The organism is Candidatus Manganitrophus noduliformans (genome assembly GCF_012184425.1).
In the GTDB taxonomy this organism is placed as follows: domain Bacteria; phylum Nitrospirota; class Nitrospiria; order SBBL01; family Manganitrophaceae; genus Manganitrophus; species Manganitrophus noduliformans.
The window spans coordinates 531,797-553,576 of sequence record NZ_VTOW01000002.1; the positions used below are offsets into that span (position 1 = coordinate 531,797).

Here is a 21,780-nt window from a genome sequence, read left to right on the forward strand (position 1 = left end):
AACGCTTAACGGTTAACGTTTAACGAATAACGCTTCTCCGGTTTACCTGGGGAGGTTGATCAGTTGATTGAAAAATTCCTCGCGGTGCTCCCGCCGTTCCAGACGGTTTTCCTCTAGGAACGTCGCGGCCCCCCCGACTTTTCTCCCCCGGATCGTATCGAGATCTCCCGACTCGCGAACCAGGTGCGGGGTGAGAAAGATCAAGAGATTCGTCTTTTCAAACCGCCGCGATTGAAACTTGAAAAGCCAACCCAAAAGCGGGATATCCCCCAGCAGTGGGATCTTCCGCTGCGTGACGACGACGTTGTCCCGGATCAACCCCCCGATGACGACGGTCTGCGCGTCGTGGACGATGACGGTGGTGTTCGCCGACCGTTTGTTGGTGGTCGGACCCAGGACGATCGTGCCGACGGTCTGCGCGCTATCGACCACCGAGGAGATCTCCTGGTAGACGTCGAGTTTCACCAGGTCGTTCTCCAACACCTGCGGGGTGAGCCGCAGGATGATCCCGACGTCCCGCCGCTCGATCGTCGTCTGGACGTTTCCGCCGACCGTCTGGCTTTGCGCCCCCGGGAAGGGGACGTTTTGAGCGACGACGATCTCGGCCTTTTGGTTGTCGCTCGTCAGGATCTGGGGCGTGGACAAAATGTTCACGTCGGTATTCGATTGCAGCGCCCGCAGCAGGGCGCGGATGTTGACCGTCCCGACCTCCACCCCCGGCACCCGCGCCAGCTCGATCAGGTCGTTCGGGTTCTGGTTGAACCCGCCGATCGCCGCCACATCTCCGCTGTCGGTCGTGTATCCGAAGACGGCGCCGAGATCGGTCCCGAGCTCCCTGAACTTGTCGGCGGCCATCTCCAGGACCACCGCCTCGACATAGACCTGCCGCCGCTTCATATCGAGCTTCTGGATCACCGCTTTGAGGACCTCATAGTCCTCGTCGGTCGCGGTGATGATGAGGCTGTTGGTGGTTTTATCGGCGAGGATCTGGACCGTCCCGGTCAGCTCCCCCGTCGGCCGCGCCGTTCCCCGGCGCGCCGGGCCCGCCGTCCTTGCCACCAGTCCCAGCAGCACCTTCGCCACCTCCTCGGCCTGGGTGTTCTCCAGCGTGTAGACATGGACCGATCGATCGGGAGGGACCTCGGCGGCCGGCACGATCTGATAGACCGGCCCGCTCTGGACGACGCTGAACCCTTTCAGCTCCAAAACCGAGAGAAAGAGATCGTACACGCGGTCCACCGGCACCTTCGACGGGGAGAAGATCGTCACCTTTCCCCTCACCCGCTCGTCGATGACGAAATTCCTTCCGGTCAGCTCGCTGACGAACTTGACGAAAACGGGAAGATCGACATTGTTAAAATCGAGGGTGATGAGCCGTTCATTCGGTGCGGGGCTTTCTTTTTCCGGGGCCGGGGCTTCCGGCGCTTGAGCGCGAAGGGGAGAAGGGGCCTCGATTCCAATCGCAACAATCATCCAGAGCGCGAGACAGATCCCCGAGAGGACCGCTCGGGGACAGGCCGCAAGGCGTCTCTTCATAAACCTTTCCTATCGGACTTCGTAGCTGAATGTCTCCCTTTGGTTGTTTCGAACCAGGTCGACGTTAATGGCGTTCTCATCTTTGAGTTGCTCAAAGACCTTGAGGAAGTTTTGGGGGTCTTTCACTTCGATGCCGTTGACCCGGTGGAGGACGTCGCCGTTTTGCAGACCGATCTTGGCGTAGAGGGAATCCTCCGTGATGGCGAAGATACGGAACCCGTCCGGTTTGCCCTCGCTGAAATTCGGAACGATCCGCGCCTTGGTCAAAAGCTGGGGAAGATTGTTGACCGCGTTTTCAATTTCGCGGCGGTCGACCACCCAGCTGTTTTTTCCGGCCTGCCGGATATTGGCTCCGGGGGTGGACGGCGCGTTCGGGGTCAACACGGTCGGCGCGGCGCGTGGGCCCGGTTTATTCTCTTCGGGGAAGAGCGACACCTCCAAGATCTCCTCTTCGCCCCCCCGGAGAATCACGACCTTGTTCCGGCTGATTTTCGCGATCCGGCCGTCCTCGCCGACAACATCGCCGATCCGATAGAGGAGCTGCTCGCGGGTCTTAATGTCTTCGATCACCGCGTACGATTCCTCGTCGCTTCCGACCATCGTTCCGAGGAGGGTTTGATTAAGGGGAACTCGGGGGGCCGACATCGCCGGAAACGACGGATCCGCGTTCGGCCCCGCGACTTCCGGCTGTTTTCCCCGCATTTTGGAATTGAAGATGTTTCCTTCGACGATGGCGTTGTAGTCGCGGAAGGTCCCTTTCGATGCGGCCGCGGGAACACCGCCGGGATTTCCGGCGCTTCGGGGGGCGATCGACGCCTCCAGGCGGGAGCCGATGGCGACATTCGCCATATCGGCGATAAAATAAGCCCCGGCCGCAATCATCGCCAGATGCAACACCCAAAAATAGGATTTGAACATGGAATCCTTCGTAAGGAATGAGAATTTCTTATCTATTATAAGGAATTTGACGGCAATGTCAAATGGGGAGGTCTTACGAAAAAGCCAGCAAGCCGAAGGTAAAACGTTAAGGAACGGGGTTCATCCACAGAAACGTGGAGCCGATAGCGGTTACGCCTCCCCGAAATAACAAGCTGGACTGCTGATAATGATAACGCAGGACGATTTCCCCTTGCAATACCCCGCCGGTTTGAATAAGATACCGGGCTGGACAAAGGATACCGATATGATGAAACCGATCGAAAAACTCTTCGAAACCCTCCTCTGGCGAAGCCGCTTCATCGTCATCTTGGCGGTCGTCGCCAGCCTCGTCTCCTCGTTCATCCTCTTTGTGATTGCGACGATCGACGTCGGATGGTTGGTGGTGAAAACGGCGGCCTATCTGGTCGGCTCAAGCGGCGGGGAGGGATACGATGCCTTCCACAGCAACGTCATCAGCCACGTCATCACCGCCATCGACGACTACCTGCTGGCGACGGTGCTGCTGATCTTCTCGTTGGGGCTCTATGAGCTCTTCATCAGCAAGATCAAACAGGCCGAAGAAGACACCCAAAGCAGCTCTCGGATTCTGCTGATCAAGACCCTCGATGACCTCAAAGACCGGCTGGCAAAAGTGATCTTGATGATCCTGATCGTCTCCTTCTTCAAAAACGTCGTTCACACCAAGTTCGACAATCCCCTCAACATCCTCTACTTGGGCTTCGGCATCCTGATGGTCGCCCTGGCCCTCTACTTTACCAACAAGTCCGGCCACCACGGGGATTGATTTACCCAATTAGCCTTCCGATCGCTCAGGCGGGATGGGATCACACTGCTCACGCCTTTGTACCTCTCCAGAACGGATTTAAATCCCTGGTTCTTATTGCGCGTTCCCCCCTTTTGTGTTATTTTCTAACCATATTGCTTTAGATTAGGAGAACTCCGGATGAACCCACGCATTGTATCCGACCCTCAGATCTGCGGGGGAGAACCTTGCATTCAAGGAACACGTATTCCGGTGCAGGTCATCCTCAGCCATCTTGCAGCAGGAGAGGATCACCAAACCCTTCTCAAACAATTCCCTCGCCTGACGCAGGAGGACATCTTAGCCTGTCTTGAATACGCTGCCTTTCTCGCAACCGAGAAAGTGGCACCGGCTTGAGATTTGTCGTCGATGAAAACGTCAGTTACGATTTGGTTGCGGTTTTAAGGGAAGCCGGTTTTGACGTCACGGCTATCGCCGAAACAGCCACAACCGGACTCCATGATGAAGGGGTGTTCAAAATCGTGGAAGAAAACGGATCGGTTCTGATCACTCGCGATTATCACTTCACAAATCCCGTTCGGTTTCCCGCCGAAAGAACGGGAGGCATTCTCTACATCCGCCGCGGGAACCTGACATCCGAAGAAGAAATCGGATTGGTTCAAAACTTCCTATCAAGATACTCAAAAAAGGATTATTCCGGAAAGCTGGTAACACTCTACAAAAACCGAGTTCAGATTCGATAAACCATGCAAATCAGGCAGATCTAACAGAAGCAGGGTCAACACGAAACAAAATTCAAGACCTCCAGAAAAGTTCGATGTTCTCTCATATCGACGTTGCCCTTTCGCAACGGCAGCGATCTCTTTCCCGCGTGACCTTCGATCATCGTTTTGAATTGACTATACCAGGCACAGGCCTTTTCATAAGCGGCGCCTACCTCGGGCCGATCGAGATATTCTTCCCAGGGAATCTCGTCGTTGAAGAGGACTTCCAGCCAGAGCAGACGGAGACTCTTGGGGTTGTTGAGAGCCGCTTCCAGACTTTCGTCACCGGTGTAGAATGGGATAATTCGAAGCTTTGATCGATCCACGCCGAGATCCTTACTCACATGAATATGAGTTTTTTGCTTCGATATAATGGCAGGAGTCTCAAGGAATTATAAGTAGTCTGCCTAGTTCAGATCCTGTAACGAGCTGTGCCTGGCAATTGCCTCAAAATCTTGATCTAGATGGATCAAAGAAACTTGATGGCGGATTGCCGTGGCTGCGATGAGACATTCGGCGGCAGATGGCGTAATGCCGTTCTTTCTCAGCCCAACCGCTAATTTCCACCCTGCTTCCCAACAGGAAGAATCGATATCAAATCGCGGAAGGGGCATCAAAAAGGCATTGAGCGTTTTTTGATCTTCATCGGACCGGATGCGGGTCATCAGCTCCAAGATAATCCAGTCGATGATCGCAGCCTGTCCCGATAGGATCAAGGGACGAAGCTTTTCTTGGATTTTCGGGCTTCCACACGGCACGGAGAGCGTGCACCCCAATAGAGGTATCAACGAGATGCTTTCCGTTTTCTTCGCTGCGATCGGATGCTTTCCCGGCTTAGGTCCAAATCAATCTTTCCAAGCAATTGGGCCGATTGTTCCAAAGCCTTGTGATGGACCACTTCTTCAAAGCTTTTTTCAATGGTTTCCCGAAGGGTTTCCGTACCTAGAATACGCTTGACCTGTGCCAGCAGTTTTTCATCAATTTCAACAGACGTTTTCATCGTTCCTATTCCTGTTGCATGTTTCTATCTTTAAACTCTAATTTAGATATCTTGTCAATATGAATAAGATGTCATCCGGTTCAGGCGAATGGGTTCACTCCGCAATCTTTCAAAACCACCCTTCCTGTCGCCGCTTTCGCTGCTTCTTCTTAAAGGGGTAGATCAGCGCCATGCCGGCAATGAAACCGCCGATGTGGGCGAACCAGGCGATCCCGCCGACCTGGCCTCCGCTGAAGAGGCCGCTGACCGTTTGAACCAGAAACCAGATCCCCAAGACCAACACGGCCGGGATGCGGATGATCTGAATGAAGAAGCCGATCGGAACGAGGGTCAAGACCTTCGCATGAGGGAAAAGAAGAAGATAGGCGCCGAGCACCCCCGATACGGCGCCGCTGGCCCCGATCATCGGGACGCGGGAGCCGGGCTCGGTGAGGGCGTGGCTGTAGGCGGCAAGCACGCCGCAAATGAGATAGAAGAAGATGAAGCGGACATGCCCCATCACATCTTCGATGTTGTTTCCGAAAATCCAAAGGTAGAGCATGTTCCCCGCCACATGCATCAAACCGCCGTGCAGGAACATCGAGGTCAAGACGCTGGACGCCGCTACGATCGACGGCGCCCCCCCTTCCAGCCCCCGGACCAGGTTCGCCGGGATCGCGCCGAAGGCGAAGATAAATTCCTCGGCCGCCGGACCGAGCGAAATCTCATAGAAGAACACAACGATATTCACGGCGATCAGGCCGATCGTCACCACCGGCGTGGTGCGGGTCGGAAGATCATCTTTCAACGGGATCATCTGGGACTTCCTTTTTTGTGTTTGAGCTGAAAGCGGATGATGGATCGCTTATTAAATCACGAACGGGGGTCTGTCGTCTATCTTAAGGAGGGAGTCCCTTCGCCGGCCCGCTTGGAGAGAAGAAGATGGGTCTCGGTTCCGAAGAGACCATCTTCCTCCAGCCCCTCTTTCTGCTGAAAGAAGCGGAGGGCCTTCGCCGTTTGCGGTCCCCAAAGGCCGTCGGCCGGCCCGACGTAGAGACCTTCTTTGGTCAGGACCTCTTGGATTTTTTGAACGGAGGGGTCCGGCCCCACCCTTCGGAATGGAAGTTCCAACCCTTCCATTTCCCGCCAAAGCAGAATGCCGCTCCCCTTCCATGCCGCGGTCAGCTCGCGAAGGGGAACCCGCTTCCGTCCGTCCAATGGATCATAGAGCAATGCCTCCTCCCCCTCGATCTTAACGAGAACCTGGTAGCGGTGTCCAGCCTCTTCACTGAAGGAGAAGAGAAGCGGCGAATTAAACGCGAGGACCTTCTTCAGCGTGAGCGGCAGCGGATACGTCTCGATACTGTTTTCCCGCAGCCACTGAAGCACCTCCCCCATGCTCTTCTCCCGCCATCGCTCCTCGAGCGGAAGCGGGGTCAAGAGATTCAGCAGGGTGAGATAGGCCCCCTTTTCGGTCTCGGCAAGAAGTTCAACCCGATAAATGCCGTCCGGATCGAAGAGAGGTTTGGACGGAGCTATCTCCGGGATATTTTTTTCCGGAGGGAGGACGATGGGGGCCGGGCTCCCCGCGGATTTCTCCTGCAGGCCGACGGTCCCCGTCAACGTCTCGATGGAAGGGGGCGATGCAACCTCGGGCGAGGGCCGGGCCTGCACCGTCTCAACCCGGACCGTTTCCCGAGAGAAAAGCCCACCTTTCCAAAGAAGAGCTGCCAAAAAAATCGGAACCAAGAGGGCCATCCCCCAGGCGACCGGGAGCGCGTACCGGCCGAGCGATGCGCTCTGCTTCGCCGGCAGGCGGGAGGGGCCGGCGGCATCGGCCTTCTTCAACTCTTCCACCGCTTGCTGGACCAGCGCCTCGGAGACAAAGGTCGTGTTCGCCACATAGGCGGCCAGAAGGGCCTGGTCTGCGACGACGTTGATCAACCGCGGAAACCCATTGCTGAAAGCATAAATCCGATCGGTTGCCTTCGGCGCAAAGGAGACCTTTTCCTTTCCCCCCGCCACCTCGATTCGGGCGTCGATATAGGCGGTGACCTCCTTCCGGTCGAGCGGCTCGATGTCGTACATGATCGAGATCCGCTGCCGAAGCTGGCGTAGCGCATGCTGCGAGAGGGTCTCCTTCAGCTCCGGCTGCCCGATCAGGAGAATCTGGATCAGCTTCGATTGATCGGTCTCCAGGTTGGAGAGAAGGCGGATCTCCTCCAGACACTCGATGGTCAACAGCTGCGCTTCGTCGATGATGAGGAGGGCGTTTCCCCCCTGCGCGAGAAGATCGAGAAGAAACCGGTTCAGCTCATCCAGAAGGGCCTTCTTGGTCTGCCCATCCCCCTTCAGACCGAAGTCCTGGTTGATGCTCTGCAGCAGCTCCACCGTGGTCAGCTGGGGATTGAAGAGAAGGGCGGTCCGGACGGTCGGATCGAGCTTGGCCAGCAGGAGCCGGCAAAGGGTCGTCTTCCCGGTGCCGACCTCCCCGGTGACGACGATGAAACCTTTCCGCTCTTTCAGGCCGTAAAGAATATGCGAGAAAGCCTCTTGATGTTTCTTGCTGGAGAAAAAAAAGCGCGGGTCGGGGGAGAGCTTGAAAGGGGGCTCTTTAAAACCGAAAAAAGGAAGATACATCGGGTCGGTCTTCAGCTCACGATTTTAATACTGACAAATGTAATAAAAGATGTTCTATTGCCGGTAGGGGCAGACCTGTGTGTCTGCCCTCTTGAGGGCGCACACATTGGTGCGCCCTACAAATCTATATCTCCTGGATTCCCGCTTGCGCGGGAATGACACCTTACTTATGGATATCGGTTGCCGTGGAGATCTTGATAAAAAATCTCGGTCTGCTTCTGCACCGTCGTTCCGGCCGGAAGCCCCTTTCGGATCCGAACGCTGACGGCGAAGGTCCGCTTCTGCTGCGGTCCCAGATCGTTCATCTTCCAGATCCACCGCTTGCCCTCTTTTTCGGTCGGCTCGGGATCGGCATGAACGAATTCCAGCTCCGGCGGAAGGAGCTCCGAAACGATCACGTTCCGCGCAAGGCCGGAGCCGTTGTTGGTGACCGTCGCCTGGTACGAGATCACCCCCCCCGGGAGGTTGTCGCGCGATAGAAGCTGGCTCTGAATCGCCACCATCGGGAGGCTCAAAAGGAGCGCCCGGCTCGCCGTGGCGATCGCTTTGCCGTCGTGTCTCGACTGGGCATCGAGGCGAATATCGAGCCGCTCGCCGTCGCGCCCGACCGGCACCTTCACCCCCACCAACACCGGGAAGTTCTCCCGTGTGCCGAGAAGCGGCGTCTCAGTGATCGCCGGCTCGCCCGATTGGAAAAGGCCGTCCTGGTTCTTATCGAAATAGAGGGTCAAGCGGTCCGACGGGGCGCCGGCCGCCTTCAACGCAAACTGGTCCGGACCGTTCCCCAGGTTCGTCAGGGTGAACGGGAAGAAAACCTGATCTCCGGAAACGACCCGCTGCTCCTCCTTCGCCCCCTCGAGGCGGAGCGAGGCGACCTGCATCACGGAGACCGGCGGCGAGAGAAAGGGAACCTCTCCGCCGACCGAGGCGAGATAGGTCCCGCGGTTCAATACCTGCTGGCCGGCGGCGGTCTCGTCCCCCACCTTGAAGGCGACCTCGATCTTTTCATTCCCCTTCGAATTGATTCCGGAGAGGTTCCAATAGATCGCCCGGCCGGCCGACTCGACCCGCTCCGGCTGAGGCGAAGCGCTCAAGAAGACCAAAGAAGGATGATAAGCGTAGCGGACACGCACGTCCCGCGCTTCCGAACTTCCATTGTTGATCAGGACGATCGTATACCGGACCTCTTCCCCCGGACGCGCCCGCTCTTTGTCGGAGCGGTACTCGCCGAGGAGCAGCGGGGCCGACGCGACGACCGTCTTCCTCACCCACTGAAAACTGTTCCGGTCGAATCGGGAGGCGACCTTGATCTCAAAGACTTTGTTCTGGTTGTCGGTCATGTTCGAAGGAAGATGGACCCGCAGCCGCGCCCGGAACGATTGGTCGGGCTGGAGGGTCGGGGTGGTCTGGATCGTCTCCCCGGCGCCTCCCTCGGCATAGAAGGTGGGGCGGAACTCGATCGGAAAGGTCGAATCGAGGGTAAACGAATCTTCGCCGTTTCCACGATTGGTGATCACGACCGGAAACTCGACATCCTCGCCGGGATATCCCCGCTTCTCATCGGCCGCCGGCTCGACCTTGACCTCGGCGACCTGCGGAATGACGAGAAGAAATCCCTCGGCCGGACGGGTGGACGCGGACCGCGGCGGGGCCGGCATTTTCTCTTCCGAAAGCGCTTCCTTGGCCGCGGCGGGAGGGGTTTTCTTCGCGGCGGCTTTGGGACGGGAGGCCGCTTTCGCCGCCGCTTCCTTCGCTTCTCTTTCCCTTTTCTCCGCCTCTCGTTTTTCCGCCCGGGCCAGCGCGGCTTCTTTGGAGACGATCATTCTCCGCAATTTTGTCCGGAGGGGGCTCTCCGGAAAGTCTTTCTCAAGCTGGGAGAGGGCTTCCCGGCTCTTGTCGGTCTGCTTCGTTTCCAGATAGGCGCGGCCGAGCCAAAAGAGCGCCAGATCGCGTATTTTGCTCTCGGGATATTTTTCAAGCACCGCTTCGAAGATCGGAATCGCCTTCTCCGCCTGGCGTTTCTCCATCAGATCATGCGCTTGGAAGAAAAGCGCGCTGTCGTCTTTTTCGGCGGAGAATACCACGGGAGTAAAGAGGGGAAGAAGTAGGAGGGAGAACACCCGGAGAAGGGTCCCTGATCTTTTCCAAAGAGATCTGGATAAGAGCTGAAATGCCTTCAACCTGAGGCGACTCCTTACTTATGTCGAAAGGAAAAGTGTGGGGTGACAAAATTCGTATAAAAGTTTACACACATTCCAATTTTTGTCAAATCGAAGATCTCCCCGGCCCTTCTTGATCCTTCAAGACAATCTTGCTAAGATGGGCTGCTTACGTGAGGTCTTCGTGACGGCCAAAGCGGCAACCGATCCAACTACCGACGCCTCCTCGGAAAACCGGGAGATCCCCTCCGGCTCCCCTCCGATCGACATCCCGCCGACACCGGTCGGGGAGCAGATCTATCTGAGGCGCCGGGCGCTGCGTATTCTCTGGGTCGCCTTTCGGATTTTTTTCAGCTACTTCCTCTACAAGCTCGGCTCCCTCTACGTCCCTCGAATGAAGGCGGCGGAGTGGAAAGAGGCGCTGCATCGCAAAAACGCCCTCCGGATGCAGAAGGCGGCCCTCACCCTCAAGGGATTGTTGATCAAGGTCGGCCAGTTCATGAGCGCCCGGGTCGATCTTCTCCCCGACGCCTACACGCAGACCCTCTCCCTGCTGCAGGATCAAGTCCCTCCCGCCCCCTATTCGACGATCCGGACCCGTTTCATCCAGGAGTTCGGCCTCCCCCCCGAGGCCCTCTTCGAAACGTTCAACGAGATCCCCCTCGCGTCGGCCTCCCTGGGGCAGGTCCACGAGGCGACCCTTCGGGAAGATGGAATGCGGGTGGCGGTAAAGGTGCAATACCCCGAGATCGAGCAGATCGTCGAGATCGATCTTCGCGCCATCCGCTGGATCGTCTGGGTCCTGCAGAAGGTGATGACCAATATCCGGTTCGACGTTCTCTATACGGAGTTCTCCAAGATCGTCCACAAGGAGCTCGACTATTTTGTCGAGGCCCGGCAGGCGGAGCAGTTTCATAAAAACTTCGCAAGCGATCCCCGCATCGTCGTTCCGAAGGTCCTCTGGAATTACACCACCGGCCGCATCCTGACGCTCGAATTCGTAGAGGGGATTAAGATCAGCCGGACCGAGGAGATCCGCCGGGCCGGGATCGACACCAAAGCGGTCGCCACCCTCCTGGTCGAATCGTACATGAAGCAGATCCTCCAGCACCGCTTCTTCCACGGCGATCCCCATCCGGGAAACCTCTTCGTCCAGCCGGGGCCGCGGCTCGTCTTCGTCGATTTCGGGCTGATGCAGCAGATCGACACCGGGGTCCACCGCGGGATGGAGAAAATGATGATCGCGATCATCGACCGGGAGATCACCGGCATCGCCCGCGCGCTCCTCGACCTTGGATTCATCGCCCGGACCGAGCGGATGGAGGACATTGAAAACGTGGTCCGCTTCTTCATGGACCGATACCGCGACATCTCCCCCCGCGCGTTCAAGCGGATCACCCTGACGCAGATCGCGCAAGATCTCGAAACCCTCTTCCACGTCTACCCGTCGCTTCAGGTCCCGAATCACTTCATCCTCGTCGGACGGACCGCCGGGATGCTCAACGGCCTCTGCTCGCAGCTCGATCCCGACCTGAACATCATCGAAATCGCCGAGCCGTACGCTAAGAAATTCGTCGGCTCGCCCGATTTTGTCGGCGAGATCTTCTCAAGAGGAAAAGAGATCGCGATCGCGCTGATCGAGCTTCCGGTGGTTCTTCGAAACTTCCTGGAGCTTGCCAGCAACGGGCAGTTTCGGACAAGGATGAATTCGGAAGATCTGACGGCTATTCTGACCAAGATCTACAAGCTTGCCTACCGAACCGTCCTTGCGGGATTTATCGTGACAATGACGCTGCTTTATAGTAACCTGGTCCGCAGTTTCAATACGCCCATCGGCATCGTGCTCAGCACGCTGATTGTTTTTCCGGCGCTCGCCCTTCTCTACTCATTCGTCAGGCGAAAATAAATCTACCCTAAAAAACCGGTCGGAACCGGAGGCGGATCAAAACCCAGAGGAATTGAAATGAGCAATAAAAAAGGACACCTGATCGTCGCATGGATCGTCTGCGGACTCAGCCTGCTCCCGCTCGGCTGCAGCCGCTCTTCCGAGAAAGAGATCGCGCAGGCGGAAGCGGCCTATCAAAAGAAAAACTTCAGCCGAGCGGTCGCCCTGAGCGAGGCGGTCCTCCAGAAAGAGCCGGCCTCCCTCCCGGCCCATCGCCTGAAGGTTCTGGCCTCGATGGCCCAGGGAGAAATCGAGGGGGCCTTCAACGATTACAATCAGGTGGAGAAGAACCATCCCGAAATCGCGGCGGCCCTTCTCAAGGAAATCTCCGTCGGGATGATCAACAATTCTCTGAAGCACGAAAATTATTTCGTCCGCAGCGCCGCGGTCAAAGCGATCGGCGAGATGGGGGATCGGTCTCAAATCCCCCTGATTATTCCCGGGCTGAAAGATCCCGCTCCGTTCGTCCGATTCTTCACCGTCGAATCGCTCGGCCAGCTCGGCGGGCCGGAGGCGTTGAAACTCCTCCTCGCCATGGGGGAAGATCCCGACGGGATGGTCCGCGTGGCGGTGGTGAAATCGCTCGACGACATGGCCGCGTCCAAAAACGGCGCCCCCGACGGGGTTGATATGAACAACATCCTCGCCACGTTGATCGACGACACCGAGCCGACGGTAAGGCTCTTCGCTCTCGCCGCCCTGACCCGAAACGGCGACGAGAAGGCCTTCTCCAAGATCATGGAGATTGTCCCGAAATTGGAGGGCCCGGCGCGGTCGGCCGGGGCCGCGGCATTGGGGCGGACCAAGCGGCGCGAGACGGCCCCCCTTTTAATCAAGATGCTGTCCGATCCGGATGCCACTCTTCGGATGTATGCGGCCGAGGCGATGGGAGAAGTGGTCGCCCCGGAGAGCTTTGCCCCGCTCGCCGAGGCGATCACCGACGCCGACCCGGCCGTTCGCGGCGCCGCGGCCACCTCGCTCGGCAAGCTCGGCGATCCGAAGGCAATCCCCTTCCTGGACAAGGCGGTCAACGATCCCGACCCGATCGTCCGGGTCTCCGCGGCGGAGGGTCTCCACCGCCTCGGAAAACGGGCGATGCCGATCTTTGAGGCGGCCCTCGGCGAGAGCGACTACGCGGTCCGCCATTTTACGGTCGGCTCGTTGCGGAAGGTCGGCGGGAAAGAGGCGATGCCGCTGTTGGAGAAAGCGCTCGGCGACGAGGCGCAGCGGGTCCGCATCGCCGTCGTCCGGGCCCTCGGCGAGGTCGGCGGTCGGGAGGCGATTCCGATCTTGAAGGAGAGCCTGAAAGACCCCGACAGCTCGGTTCGGACCTACGCGGCGGGAAATGTCGCCCGGCTCCTCATCCAGACGGAGGAAAGGCTCGCGAAGAAGGAGGGGGCGTAGCGATGTTCAGAGCGCTCTTTTTGCTCCTCCTGCTCGCCGCTTCTTTCGGGGCCGGCTACTTTCTCGGCGCCGCCGGGACGACCGAGGTCAAGAAAAATTACATGACCCTGAAAGAGGAGATGTTCTCCAAGACCCGCGGCCTTGAAACCGAGGTCTCCATGATGCGCGTCCGGCTGAACCTGACCGAGGCGCGCGAATTCTTGAGCGCGGCCCGCGACGACGTGAAGGAGAAAAACTTCGGCGAGGCGGAGACGCAGGCGGGTAAAGCCAAGGAACGGATCGCCAAGGCGATCTCTCTCGCTTCCGAGACACAAAAGAAAAACCTCACCCCGATCCAATCGGAACTGGAATCGATCCAGGCGTCGATCAAGAAGTTGGACCCGAAGGTCGCCGGCAAAATCGAGGCGCTGGAAAAGGCGTTGGAAAAGGCGGGCTGAGCGGCCGCGCCTGAAACCCCCTCTCCGCTGATCCTCCGATAACGCTCCGCTTAAACCTTCGCCCTTAAACGGGAGAGCGCTTCTTTAACGGCCGCATTCTCGGGGGCCTTTATCAGCGCTTCTTCGTATGCCTTCATCGCGCTGTCGGTCTTCCCCTGCCGTTCGTAGACACGGGCCAATTCAATGCGATATTCAATCCGGCCCGGTTCGATGGCAACCGCACGGCGGAAAGCCAGCTCCGCCCGATGAAGCCGCTCCGGAACATAGAGGAGCGCTTTTCCAAGACAAGCGAAATAGGAGGAGTTGTTTGGCATCATCCGGGCCGCCGCCTCGAATAGTTCGACGGCCCGCTTATAATCTTTCGCCGCGTACGCTTTTCTTCCCTCATTGAAGGAACGCTCCGCGTGCTCGGCGATGCTGACCGGTGTGGCTGCGGGCTTCTCCGGTTTCGACAACCGCTCGTTATAAGCGGTCCGCTTCGAGTCGCTGCTTAAGACGTCGTACGCGTCTTTCACCTTTGCGAAAAGCGTTTCGAGCTCCTTCTTTAATTCCCGCATCGACGCTTCGAAGTGACGATCCGGATGGTAGATTTTCGCCAGACGATAGTAGGATCGCTTAATCTCCTCCCGGGTCGCCTGCATCCCCACGCCCAAAATCTCATAATAGTTCCGCGCGCCGATCTTTCGATAGGCGTCTCGGATCTCTTCAACAGTCGGCGCCGTGTCGGCTTCTTTTCTGTCGATCGTCGCCCGGATTTCTTCGGTAATAATCCGATGGGTCACCGAATACCGCTCTTCGAAGGAAGCGATCGATTCGGCGGTCTGCTCGGACAATTCGACCATCCCGGCCGAGACGAAAAAGTAAAGAAGCCGCAGGGTCTCAAACGCAGGCAGCGGGGACCCGATCAGGAGTTCCAGAATCGTCCGCCCGTTTAAACCGCCGAGCAACGCGACTTCATCGGACGCCAGATCGACCCTCTGAAAAAGGCCTCTCGGGTCTTTCGTCAGCAGCAGGGGGTGATCGAACGAGGGAAGGCGGCCGGCGAGCCAGGTCCAGTCTGAAATGCGGCGGATTCCCTGAAGAATCAAGGTCGCCGTGCTGATGTTCAAGGTGATCAACTCTCGGGAAGGAAGCGGGCCTTCGACAAACTGGTACTCTCCGTCGATCCAGGTAAAGAGACCGAGGATAATCTCTGTGACCTGGACAACCACGGCGTTGTAGAGTTCCTTCGGCGTGAGGAACCCTTGTTTGATCAGGATCGTTCCCTGGCGAAGTTTTGTTTTATCGGAACCCTGGAGCGAGGCCTCGTAAATCCGGACGACGGTTTCATATTGGGCATAGGTCAGCTTTCCGGTCTTTACCAACAGCATTCCCAGACGGTCGTCGGGATACCGGGAGGCGGCAAAGATGATCTCCCCCTCTTTGATATAAACCGATTTATCGAGATCGTTTAATCGAACCCGAAGAATCCCGGTCAGCTGCCTTCGCTGAAGCATGTAGAAAATCGACGAGAGGTGCGCTTCGCGAAGCCGTCCGGAAAAGGGAATCTCCCCAACCATACCGTCTCTTAAAAGGAACACGAGATGTTGAACAGAACCGTCTTCAGCGGGAGAGGGTCTCATCCCCCTGCGGTTTGTTTAACTCTAGCATGAAAAGGAAGGGGTTTCGGAAAATCAGGAATAATCTGACCTCAAAATCAGAAATTACCCGACCTCGTACATATCCTGGGTCAGGTCTTTGAAGAGGGTCGAGCGGTTTCGACCCGCCCGTTTTGAGGAATAGAGCGCCTTGTCGGCGCAGGCGATGAGCTCTTCGCGCTGGGCCGCATCGGCCGGCTGAGAGGCAACACCGATGCTGACGGTGATCTCGATCTTCTGCCCCTGCCAATCGATCGGGGCCGACTCGATCGTCTTGCGGATCCGCTCGGCCATCTGCCACGCCTGCATCGAATCGGTCTTCAGCAACAGGACCACAAACTCCTCTCCGCCGTAGCGGGCGACCACGTCGAGCTTCCGGACCATTTTGGCCAGGAGCTTGGCGATGACCTTCAGGACGGCGTCCCCCGCCGGATGCCCGAAGGTGTCGTTGATCTTTTTGAAAAAGTCGATGTCGATCATCAGAATCGAGAAGGGCTCGGGGTGGCGCGCATTGCGGACGAATTCCTCCTGGAGCCGCTCTTGAAAACGGCGGTGATTGTAGACGCCGGTCAAGCCGTCGGTGATCGCCAACCGCTCCACCTGCGCGTGGGCCTGCGCCTCGGCGATGGAGATCGCGACATGATTGCAGAGAATCGAGAGGACGTGCCGATCATAGGTGGTGAAGGCGTTTTCCTTTTCGGAGAGAAAGAGGACCACCCCCATCGCCCGGTCCTCGATGATCAACGGGAGCCCGAGGAACGATCGGCAATCGACGCTGATTTTACACCCGTCGGGAAAAATCTTGTGTTTGGCCCGCTGCGAAGGGAGCTGAGAGAAGAGGAGCACCTGCCGGTTCTTCACGATGATGCTGAGCAATCCGTTCGTGAGGGCGAAGTTATAATCGACGACGGCCGGATCATACCCCTTCACCGCCTTCACCGTCAGCCGCCGCTCTCCCGGCTCGACCAGGAAGATAAAGCAACGGTCGTAATCGATGATCTCTTTCGCCGAATCGGCCGTGATCTCCAGACGATGATCGAGATCGAGCCGGGAGCCGAGACTTTTGCTGATCTCCAGAAGGGCCGAGTAGACCCGCGTCCGCTGGCTCATCCGCTGCTGCTCCCGGTAATAGGTCAGCACCGTCACGATCTCCCGGGCCACCCCTTGAAGCACCTCCTCGTCCTGGATCGAGAAGGCATGGTCGGCAAGGCTATCGACGCAGAGAAGCCCTTCAAAGAGATCTTGATCGAGCACCGGAACGGCTAAAAGAGAATGCGGAACGACCGATCCGTCGTCGTAATCGAGCGGCTCCTTCTGATCCGGCAGATCGGCGACCGCAACGGCTCTCCTCTCCTTCGCGATCCAGCCGAGAATCCCCTCGCCGAGGGGGATCGTCCTTTGGAGATCGATGCCGAGCGGCGATTGTCGTCCCCTCGCCGCCCGGACCCAGAGGAGCTCTCCCTCCCGGTCGTATGACAGGAAAACGGCGCGATGCGCCTGCATCCGGCTCGCCAGAATCAGGCCGAGGAGATGCTCCAGATGCGCCTCCATCCGCTTCGCCAGCATCTGCGCCTCATCCTTCTCTTCTTCTTTCGAAAGACGCGCCAGCTCCGGCCGCTGCTTCATATCGGGGAGAGGCACGGCCGCCTCCATCTTTTTATTCTTCAGCTTCTTCATCAACATCTCCCGCTCCCGGTAGAACGCGCGGAGCCCCCACTTCACGGTGAGCGGGATGACGATCAAAGCGAGCGGGAAGAAGACCATCCATTGGGAAAGGGGATCGGCCGGGGGGGCGGCGGATAAACTCACCCCCTCCAGGAAAAAGATGCCGGAGACCAGGATCATGCTTCTGAAAAAGCTGAATTGGAAAGAGGCGATCAGGAGGACGACGGGATAAAGGTAGAGGAAGTAGGAATGGACGCCGCCGGTTTGCTGAACGACGGCGTTGACCGACAACAGGGAGAGGGCCGCCCCCTCCCATTTCATGGCGGCGGTCCGAGCCGGCGCCCGGGTCCACCGGTAAGCGAGAGAGGCGGCGAGATAAACGAAGAGGGTCAGCCAGACGATCCGCCCCGGGGAGAAAAAAAGATCGCTCGGCCTGGCATTTCCGGCGGAGAGAAGAAAGAGGATGAAAAGCGAGACGATCCTCAATCGTATCCCTCCGCGCCGTATCCCTCCAGGCGTTTTTTGAGGATGCAGAGGAAGGGATAGGTTTCTTCAGGCTGGTGGATGATCTGAACCAGCTCCCATCCCTGCGCCCCAAGAAAGTTGAGCTGGTTGTCGATCTGCACCCCGGCGAGTCGTTCCGCCTTATATTCCCATTTCGGCACGTCGGACTCCTTCAGAACGGGGGTGGAACGATAACAAGACCGTCCTCAGACTTTGATCATCAACAATTTCTTCATCTTCTTTTTCCAGAGAAGCCGCTTGAGCTCTTCGATCTTTTCCCGCGCGGCCTCCTCCCCTTTCCGGATCGCCTCGTCGGAACGCCAGAAGTCGGACCAGTGAAGCTGGCCGACATCCGGGCGAATGACCACATCGGCTTTCGCCAATTGGGAGCTGGATAAGGCCCGGCGGGTGATCTCGCTGGCGCGCAACACGATGTCGAGCCCGCTGGTAAACGCCCGGACCGTCCCGGTGCTCTCCGAAGCATCGATGGCGATGACGAAGTCGGCCCCCCGTTGGATGAGCGGGTCGACCGGCACCTGGTTTACCCATCCGCCGTCGATCAGCTTCGCATCCCCGATCGTGATCGGCGGGAAAACGCCCGGAATAGCGCAGCTGGCCGCGATCGCCCTTCGGATCGGACCCTCCGAGAGGACCACCTCTCTGCCGTGGGCCAGATCGGCCGCAACGGCCAGAAAGGGAATTACCGTCTCTTCAATCCCTTTGTCGTCAAAAAGCCGGCTGATGTGCGCGACATAATCTTGCTCGGAAATGAACGAGGAGCGCCGGAGGGAGATTCCCCAGAAGATTCCCTTCTGGAGATACGATTTGAGGTTTGTGATGAAGGTCGCGCGCTTTTCCTCTTCGTAATGTCTTTTGATGAAGAAGAGCTTGGTCCGGCGGAACGATTCGCTGCTTAAGTAGTCGCAGGCCCGCTGGCGGACCTGATCGGCGTTCGGGTGCTGCGCGTACATGGCGCCGGCGATGGCGCCGAAGCTGGTCCCGGCAATCAGATGGAGTTCGATCCCCTCCGACTCCAGGACTTTCAACACACCCAAATGAGCCAGCCCGCGCGCCCCTCCCCCGCCGAGCGCCAGGCCAACTTTAAAATACTTCTGCATCTTAAACAATCAAAAATTGTTTATGACCCAGGAAATGCAGGTCGCGGAATGCGGACATTGGGGAGACGCGCGCATCGCCCCGGCCGAATCCGCAATCCGCATTCCGCACTTGCCTTATGAAGCGGCCCCTTCGGCCTTCTTCTCTTTCTTTTTGCCCTTCGCCTCAATGAAGGCGATCCGGGTTTGAATCGTTTTCTTTCGCCGCTGCGCCCGCTTCAGCTTCTTGAGGGTCTCTCGAAACGAGGCGCGATCTCCCCCCGCGGACTCTTTCCGCTGCGCCGCCACTTTTGTCTTCAGCTTGCTGATCCGCTTCTCCAAATCTTTTACCTCTGCCACGCTCTTCTCCTTATATAATTTATACCACACCTTCTCTTCTTTACTACCACGTTTGCACTTTGGTTCCATCGAGCCCGACCTGGTCGCCGCGGCTGTAGACATCATAGACGTCTCTGTCGCATGAGATCGTTGAATCGGGCTCGTCTTCATAACAGCGGGTTCCCCATTCGGTCGAACGGGTGAAGGGATCGATGGGGATCCGCCGAAGATATTTCCGGATCTTTTTATCGTTCGGATCGGGCACCGGAACCCCCTCCACCAAAACCTCCAGGCTTCTCGGATAACCTGTCTCTTCGTTTGCGATATCCGATTCGGAGTGGGAAATCCGCTTCGAATCCCAGTCGTCCTTAAACCGATCGATCGCCGATCGGAGATCCCGCAACGCCTGACGCAATTCCATCTCTTTCGCCCGCCGCTCTCCCATCTTGGAAAGCGGCATCGCCGCCGAGGCGAGGATCAGAATAACGACCGCCGTCACGATTAACTCAAGGAGGGTCAGTCCCGACTGATCTTTTAGTTTTCCGCAAAAAAACGTCATCGAACATTAATGAGTCCGGGGAAAATATCGGCATTGATCGGGCCGCGCGAGGGATTCAGCAGGCGCACATTGCGGAAATCGACCCGGCTCGAAGCGCCGGCCCGCTGCCCCTCAAAAACGAGGGTGAAGAGGGTCCCCGAGCCGCTGATCCCCTTTTCATCGGTGACCCGGTTGATCTGGACATCGACGGCGCCTCCGTTCGGCGGCGTCGATGAGACCAACGATACATTCTTCCCGTCTTTTTTCATAAAGTCTCCCTCGACCACTTCCTTGAGGGTGAGGACGGTCGGATCGAACGCGATCGACAGGGTCGCCGAGGAGAGGTCTTTGGCGTTATCGACACGGACTTCGATATTCACCGGCCCGTTGACGGTCGTCGTCGATTCCCTCGGAAGGACGGAGAGGATCGGAACCAATCGGTTCTCCGCCTGCGGTTGGATCGGCGCCGTCCGCGACTGGCCCGAGGGAGGGAGCGGGGCCGAGGGAATAGAAGGTACCGGAGCCCCTTCCGGTTCGCCCCTGACCTCGCCGACGGTCGGAAACTCGGAGAAGAGCGGCCGCGTCGAGTAGGTCTCTTCGGTTCCCGACCAGAACGACTGCAGCGGCTTCTCCGGGGTCTCGAAGGTCCGAATGATCCGGGGGGTGATCGTCATGACGATATCGGTCTTCGCCTTGTTTTTTTCGACGTTGGAGAAGAGCCGGCCGATCAGCGGGATGTCCCCCAGTCCGGGAATCTTGTTCGTCGTCGTCCGCTCGTCGTCCCGGACCAAGCCGCTGATCACGACCGTCTCCCCGTCGCGGACATTCAAAACGGTCTCGGTATTCCGGTTGCCGAAACGGAACTGCTGCTGGCCGTTTCCCAAGTTGACCAGATCGCCGAGGGAGGTGACCTCCAGATTGAGCTTCATCGTGACATCATTGGTCAGATGGATGTTCGGCTCGATCGTCAGCTTGATGCCGACGTCCTTGAATTCAATCGAGGTGGTCGTGGTCGCTCCCCCGATCACCGTGGAGGTCGTCGGGTTCGAAGTGGTCGTCGAGAGGAGAATCGGAACCCGATCGCCGATGTTGATCTTCGCGCTTTTGTTGTCCATGACCCGGATGCGCGGATTCGCCAGGGTCTGCGCCTCCGACTCCTGCTTGAAGAAATCGACCAAGATCGAGGGAAGAATCAGGAAGATGGCGGAATCGTTGAGGTCCCGCAATTCTTGAAGGCTGAACGCCCCGGGCGTCTCGTCGTCGCTGATAAAACCGGAAATCCGGCCGTCGCTGAAGTTCCAGCCGATTCTCGAACCCTTCGTCCGGTTCATCTCCAGGATTTCGACCTCGAACATCACCTCAGCCACCTTCCGATCGTTCGCCTCGATGATCTTCTCCGCCAGCTTGACCTTTTCGGGGGTATCCCGAATGACGATGGTGTTCAATTCGTCGTTGACGAAAACGCGCCGGGTCTCCAGCATCGTCCGGAGCAGGTTGACCATCTCCTTCGCCCGGACGTTCGAGAGATAAAAGGTCCGGATGATCAGGTCCTGGTATTGATCGACCTTTTGTTTGGTCTTGGGAATGACCAGGATCGTCTCCTCGCTGATCCGCTTCATGAAGAGATTGTTGGTCGACAAAATCAGATTCAGCGCCTCTTTGAAGCTGGCATCTTTGACGAAAATGCTGATCGTTTCATCCCGGACGTCTTTGTCGAAAAGAATGTTGATCCCCGCCGATTTCGCCAAGAGCTCGAAAACCTCCTTCAGCCGCGCATTCTGGAACTTGAGCGTGATCGGCTGGGTCGATTTAAGAGAAAGCTCATCGACTTCATCCCCCACGGCCCGCTGTCCTTTTCTGGCCTGCGCCAAAATTTCCGCGCCTTGCGGGAGGGTCGGGTCGCGCTCCAGCGCCCGCTCGAGAAATTCGATCGCCTCGCCGAATCGCTCGGCCTTCAGCAGTTTTTGTCCGAGCGAGAAATGATCTTCCGCCTCTTTTTTCCGGAAGGTCTGGGCGAAAAGATCCTGGTACTCCGCCCGGCTCGGATCGAGGAGCATCGCCCGCTTGATTTCTTCCAGGGCGACGGGGAGATTTTTTTGGCTTAACAATACCTTGGCCCGGTCGGCATGGACGGCGGCCGCTTTCATCTTGGCCTCGTCCATCTTCTGCTTGAGCTTTTGATTGAAGGGATCTTTCTTGAGGGCGTCCGAGTAGACGTGATACGCCTCTTCCCAGCGCTTCTCGTTCGCAAACTCATCGCCGAGACGGACCTGCTTGGAGGTAAAACAACCGGAGAGAAGAAAAAAGAAAAGGGCCGCCCCAATGGTGATTGATACGCGAACACGACCCCGGTTTTCTTGCACAGGCCCTCCCTTACACAAATAAAGTGAGGAGTGAGGTGTTCGGAGTGAAGAGAGAAAATCTTCCGACTTTACGC

The 21,780-nt window shown here is 57.8% G+C and carries 21 protein-coding genes; 6 read left to right on the plus strand and 15 right to left on the minus strand.

Annotation, left to right across the window (positions count from 1 at the left end; translation table 11 throughout):
• Positions 1–42 precede the first annotated feature (42 nt).
• Both MNODULE_RS11790 and gspC read right to left on the minus strand, forming a co-directional pair.
• The gene (locus tag MNODULE_RS11790) at positions 43–1,536 is read right to left on the minus strand and encodes a secretin N-terminal domain-containing protein (protein WP_168060002.1); all 1,494 of its coding nucleotides are present in this window, start codon (positions 1,534–1,536) and stop codon (positions 43–45) included.
• Positions 1,537–1,545: 9 nt separating this feature from the next.
• The gene (gene gspC, locus MNODULE_RS11795) at positions 1,546–2,454 is read right to left on the minus strand and encodes a type II secretion system protein GspC (protein ID WP_168060004.1); all 909 of its coding nucleotides are present in this window, start codon (positions 2,452–2,454) and stop codon (positions 1,546–1,548) included.
• Between the two features lie 265 nt (positions 2,455–2,719).
• Between gspC and MNODULE_RS11800 the strand changes: the two genes are divergently transcribed.
• The 3 genes from MNODULE_RS11800 (at position 2,720) to MNODULE_RS25465 (ending at position 3,981) form a co-directional block, all read left to right on the plus strand.
• Positions 2,720–3,259: a YqhA family protein gene (locus tag MNODULE_RS11800; protein WP_202882190.1), complete on the plus strand. Its 540-nt coding sequence runs from the start codon at positions 2,720–2,722 to the stop codon at positions 3,257–3,259.
• A gap of 159 nt (positions 3,260–3,418) precedes the next feature.
• On the plus strand, positions 3,419–3,634 hold the full coding sequence (locus MNODULE_RS25460) for a DUF433 domain-containing protein (protein ID WP_168060006.1): 216 nt from the start codon (positions 3,419–3,421) through the stop codon (positions 3,632–3,634).
• On the plus strand, positions 3,631–3,981 hold the full coding sequence (locus MNODULE_RS25465; protein WP_168060008.1) for a DUF5615 family PIN-like protein: 351 nt from the start codon (positions 3,631–3,633) through the stop codon (positions 3,979–3,981). Before MNODULE_RS25460 ends, MNODULE_RS25465 begins: the two co-directional genes overlap by 4 nt.
• Before the next feature lie 35 nt (positions 3,982–4,016).
• Here MNODULE_RS25465 and MNODULE_RS11815 read toward each other — a convergent pair whose 3' ends face one another.
• From MNODULE_RS11815 to MNODULE_RS11840, 6 genes are all read right to left on the minus strand, one after another.
• Complete coding sequence (locus MNODULE_RS11815; protein WP_168060010.1) at positions 4,017–4,328, minus strand: hypothetical protein; 312 nt, start codon at positions 4,326–4,328, stop codon at positions 4,017–4,019.
• Positions 4,329–4,409: 81 nt separating this feature from the next.
• Positions 4,410–4,760: a PIN domain-containing protein gene (locus MNODULE_RS11820; RefSeq protein ID WP_168060012.1), complete on the minus strand. Its 351-nt coding sequence runs from the start codon at positions 4,758–4,760 to the stop codon at positions 4,410–4,412.
• 26 nt (positions 4,761–4,786) lie between these two features.
• Positions 4,787–5,002, minus strand: a complete 216-nt coding sequence (locus tag MNODULE_RS11825) for a type II toxin-antitoxin system VapB family antitoxin (RefSeq protein WP_168060014.1) — start codon at positions 5,000–5,002, stop codon at positions 4,787–4,789.
• A 109-nt stretch (positions 5,003–5,111) separates the two neighbouring features.
• The gene (locus MNODULE_RS11830) at positions 5,112–5,798 is read right to left on the minus strand and encodes a rhomboid family intramembrane serine protease (protein ID WP_168060016.1); all 687 of its coding nucleotides are present in this window, start codon (positions 5,796–5,798) and stop codon (positions 5,112–5,114) included.
• Between the two features lie 77 nt (positions 5,799–5,875).
• The gene (locus MNODULE_RS11835; protein ID WP_168060018.1) at positions 5,876–7,621 is read right to left on the minus strand and encodes an AAA family ATPase; all 1,746 of its coding nucleotides are present in this window, start codon (positions 7,619–7,621) and stop codon (positions 5,876–5,878) included.
• A 167-nt stretch (positions 7,622–7,788) separates the two neighbouring features.
• On the minus strand, positions 7,789–9,741 hold the full coding sequence (locus tag MNODULE_RS11840) for a tetratricopeptide repeat protein (RefSeq protein ID WP_168060020.1): 1,953 nt from the start codon (positions 9,739–9,741) through the stop codon (positions 7,789–7,791).
• Positions 9,742–9,964: 223 nt separating this feature from the next.
• On the opposite strand from MNODULE_RS11840, the gene MNODULE_RS11845 reads away from it, so the two are divergent.
• Genes MNODULE_RS11845 through MNODULE_RS11855 form a run of 3 tightly spaced genes read left to right on the plus strand, consistent with a single transcriptional unit; the run spans position 9,965 to position 13,566 of the window.
• Positions 9,965–11,686 carry an ABC1 kinase family protein gene (locus MNODULE_RS11845; RefSeq protein ID WP_168060022.1) on the plus strand — a complete coding sequence of 574 codons (1,722 nt, stop codon included), beginning with the start codon at positions 9,965–9,967 and terminating at the stop codon, positions 11,684–11,686.
• Positions 11,687–11,743: 57 nt separating this feature from the next.
• Complete coding sequence (locus MNODULE_RS11850) at positions 11,744–13,129, plus strand: HEAT repeat domain-containing protein (RefSeq protein ID WP_168060024.1); 1,386 nt, start codon at positions 11,744–11,746, stop codon at positions 13,127–13,129.
• A 2-nt stretch (positions 13,130–13,131) separates the two neighbouring features.
• Complete coding sequence (locus tag MNODULE_RS11855; RefSeq protein WP_168060026.1) at positions 13,132–13,566, plus strand: hypothetical protein; 435 nt, start codon at positions 13,132–13,134, stop codon at positions 13,564–13,566.
• Between the two features lie 50 nt (positions 13,567–13,616).
• On the opposite strand, the gene MNODULE_RS25075 is transcribed toward MNODULE_RS11855, so the two are convergent.
• The 7 genes from MNODULE_RS25075 to MNODULE_RS24730 all read right to left on the minus strand — a co-directional run bounded on the left by MNODULE_RS25075 (position 13,617) and on the right by MNODULE_RS24730 (position 21,706).
• On the minus strand, positions 13,617–15,125 hold the full coding sequence (locus MNODULE_RS25075; RefSeq protein ID WP_168060028.1) for a DUF4388 domain-containing protein: 1,509 nt from the start codon (positions 15,123–15,125) through the stop codon (positions 13,617–13,619).
• A gap of 144 nt (positions 15,126–15,269) precedes the next feature.
• The gene (locus tag MNODULE_RS11865; protein WP_168060030.1) at positions 15,270–17,354 is read right to left on the minus strand and encodes a sensor domain-containing diguanylate cyclase; all 2,085 of its coding nucleotides are present in this window, start codon (positions 17,352–17,354) and stop codon (positions 15,270–15,272) included.
• The gene (locus MNODULE_RS11870; RefSeq protein WP_168060032.1) at positions 17,351–17,533 is read right to left on the minus strand and encodes a DUF4177 domain-containing protein; all 183 of its coding nucleotides are present in this window, start codon (positions 17,531–17,533) and stop codon (positions 17,351–17,353) included. Before MNODULE_RS11870 ends, MNODULE_RS11865 begins: the two co-directional genes overlap by 4 nt.
• 45 nt (positions 17,534–17,578) lie before the next feature.
• Positions 17,579–18,490 carry a patatin-like phospholipase family protein gene (locus MNODULE_RS11875; protein ID WP_168060034.1) on the minus strand — a complete coding sequence of 304 codons (912 nt, stop codon included), beginning with the start codon at positions 18,488–18,490 and terminating at the stop codon, positions 17,579–17,581.
• Positions 18,491–18,604: 114 nt separating this feature from the next.
• Positions 18,605–18,826 carry a hypothetical protein gene (locus MNODULE_RS11880; protein ID WP_168060036.1) on the minus strand — a complete coding sequence of 74 codons (222 nt, stop codon included), beginning with the start codon at positions 18,824–18,826 and terminating at the stop codon, positions 18,605–18,607.
• Positions 18,827–18,869: 43 nt separating this feature from the next.
• Positions 18,870–19,364 carry a type II secretion system protein gene (locus MNODULE_RS11885; protein WP_168060038.1) on the minus strand — a complete coding sequence of 165 codons (495 nt, stop codon included), beginning with the start codon at positions 19,362–19,364 and terminating at the stop codon, positions 18,870–18,872.
• On the minus strand, positions 19,361–21,706 hold the full coding sequence (locus tag MNODULE_RS24730) for a tetratricopeptide repeat protein (RefSeq protein ID WP_168060040.1): 2,346 nt from the start codon (positions 21,704–21,706) through the stop codon (positions 19,361–19,363). Before MNODULE_RS24730 ends, MNODULE_RS11885 begins: the two co-directional genes overlap by 4 nt.
• Between the last annotated feature and the right edge of the window lie 74 nt (positions 21,707–21,780).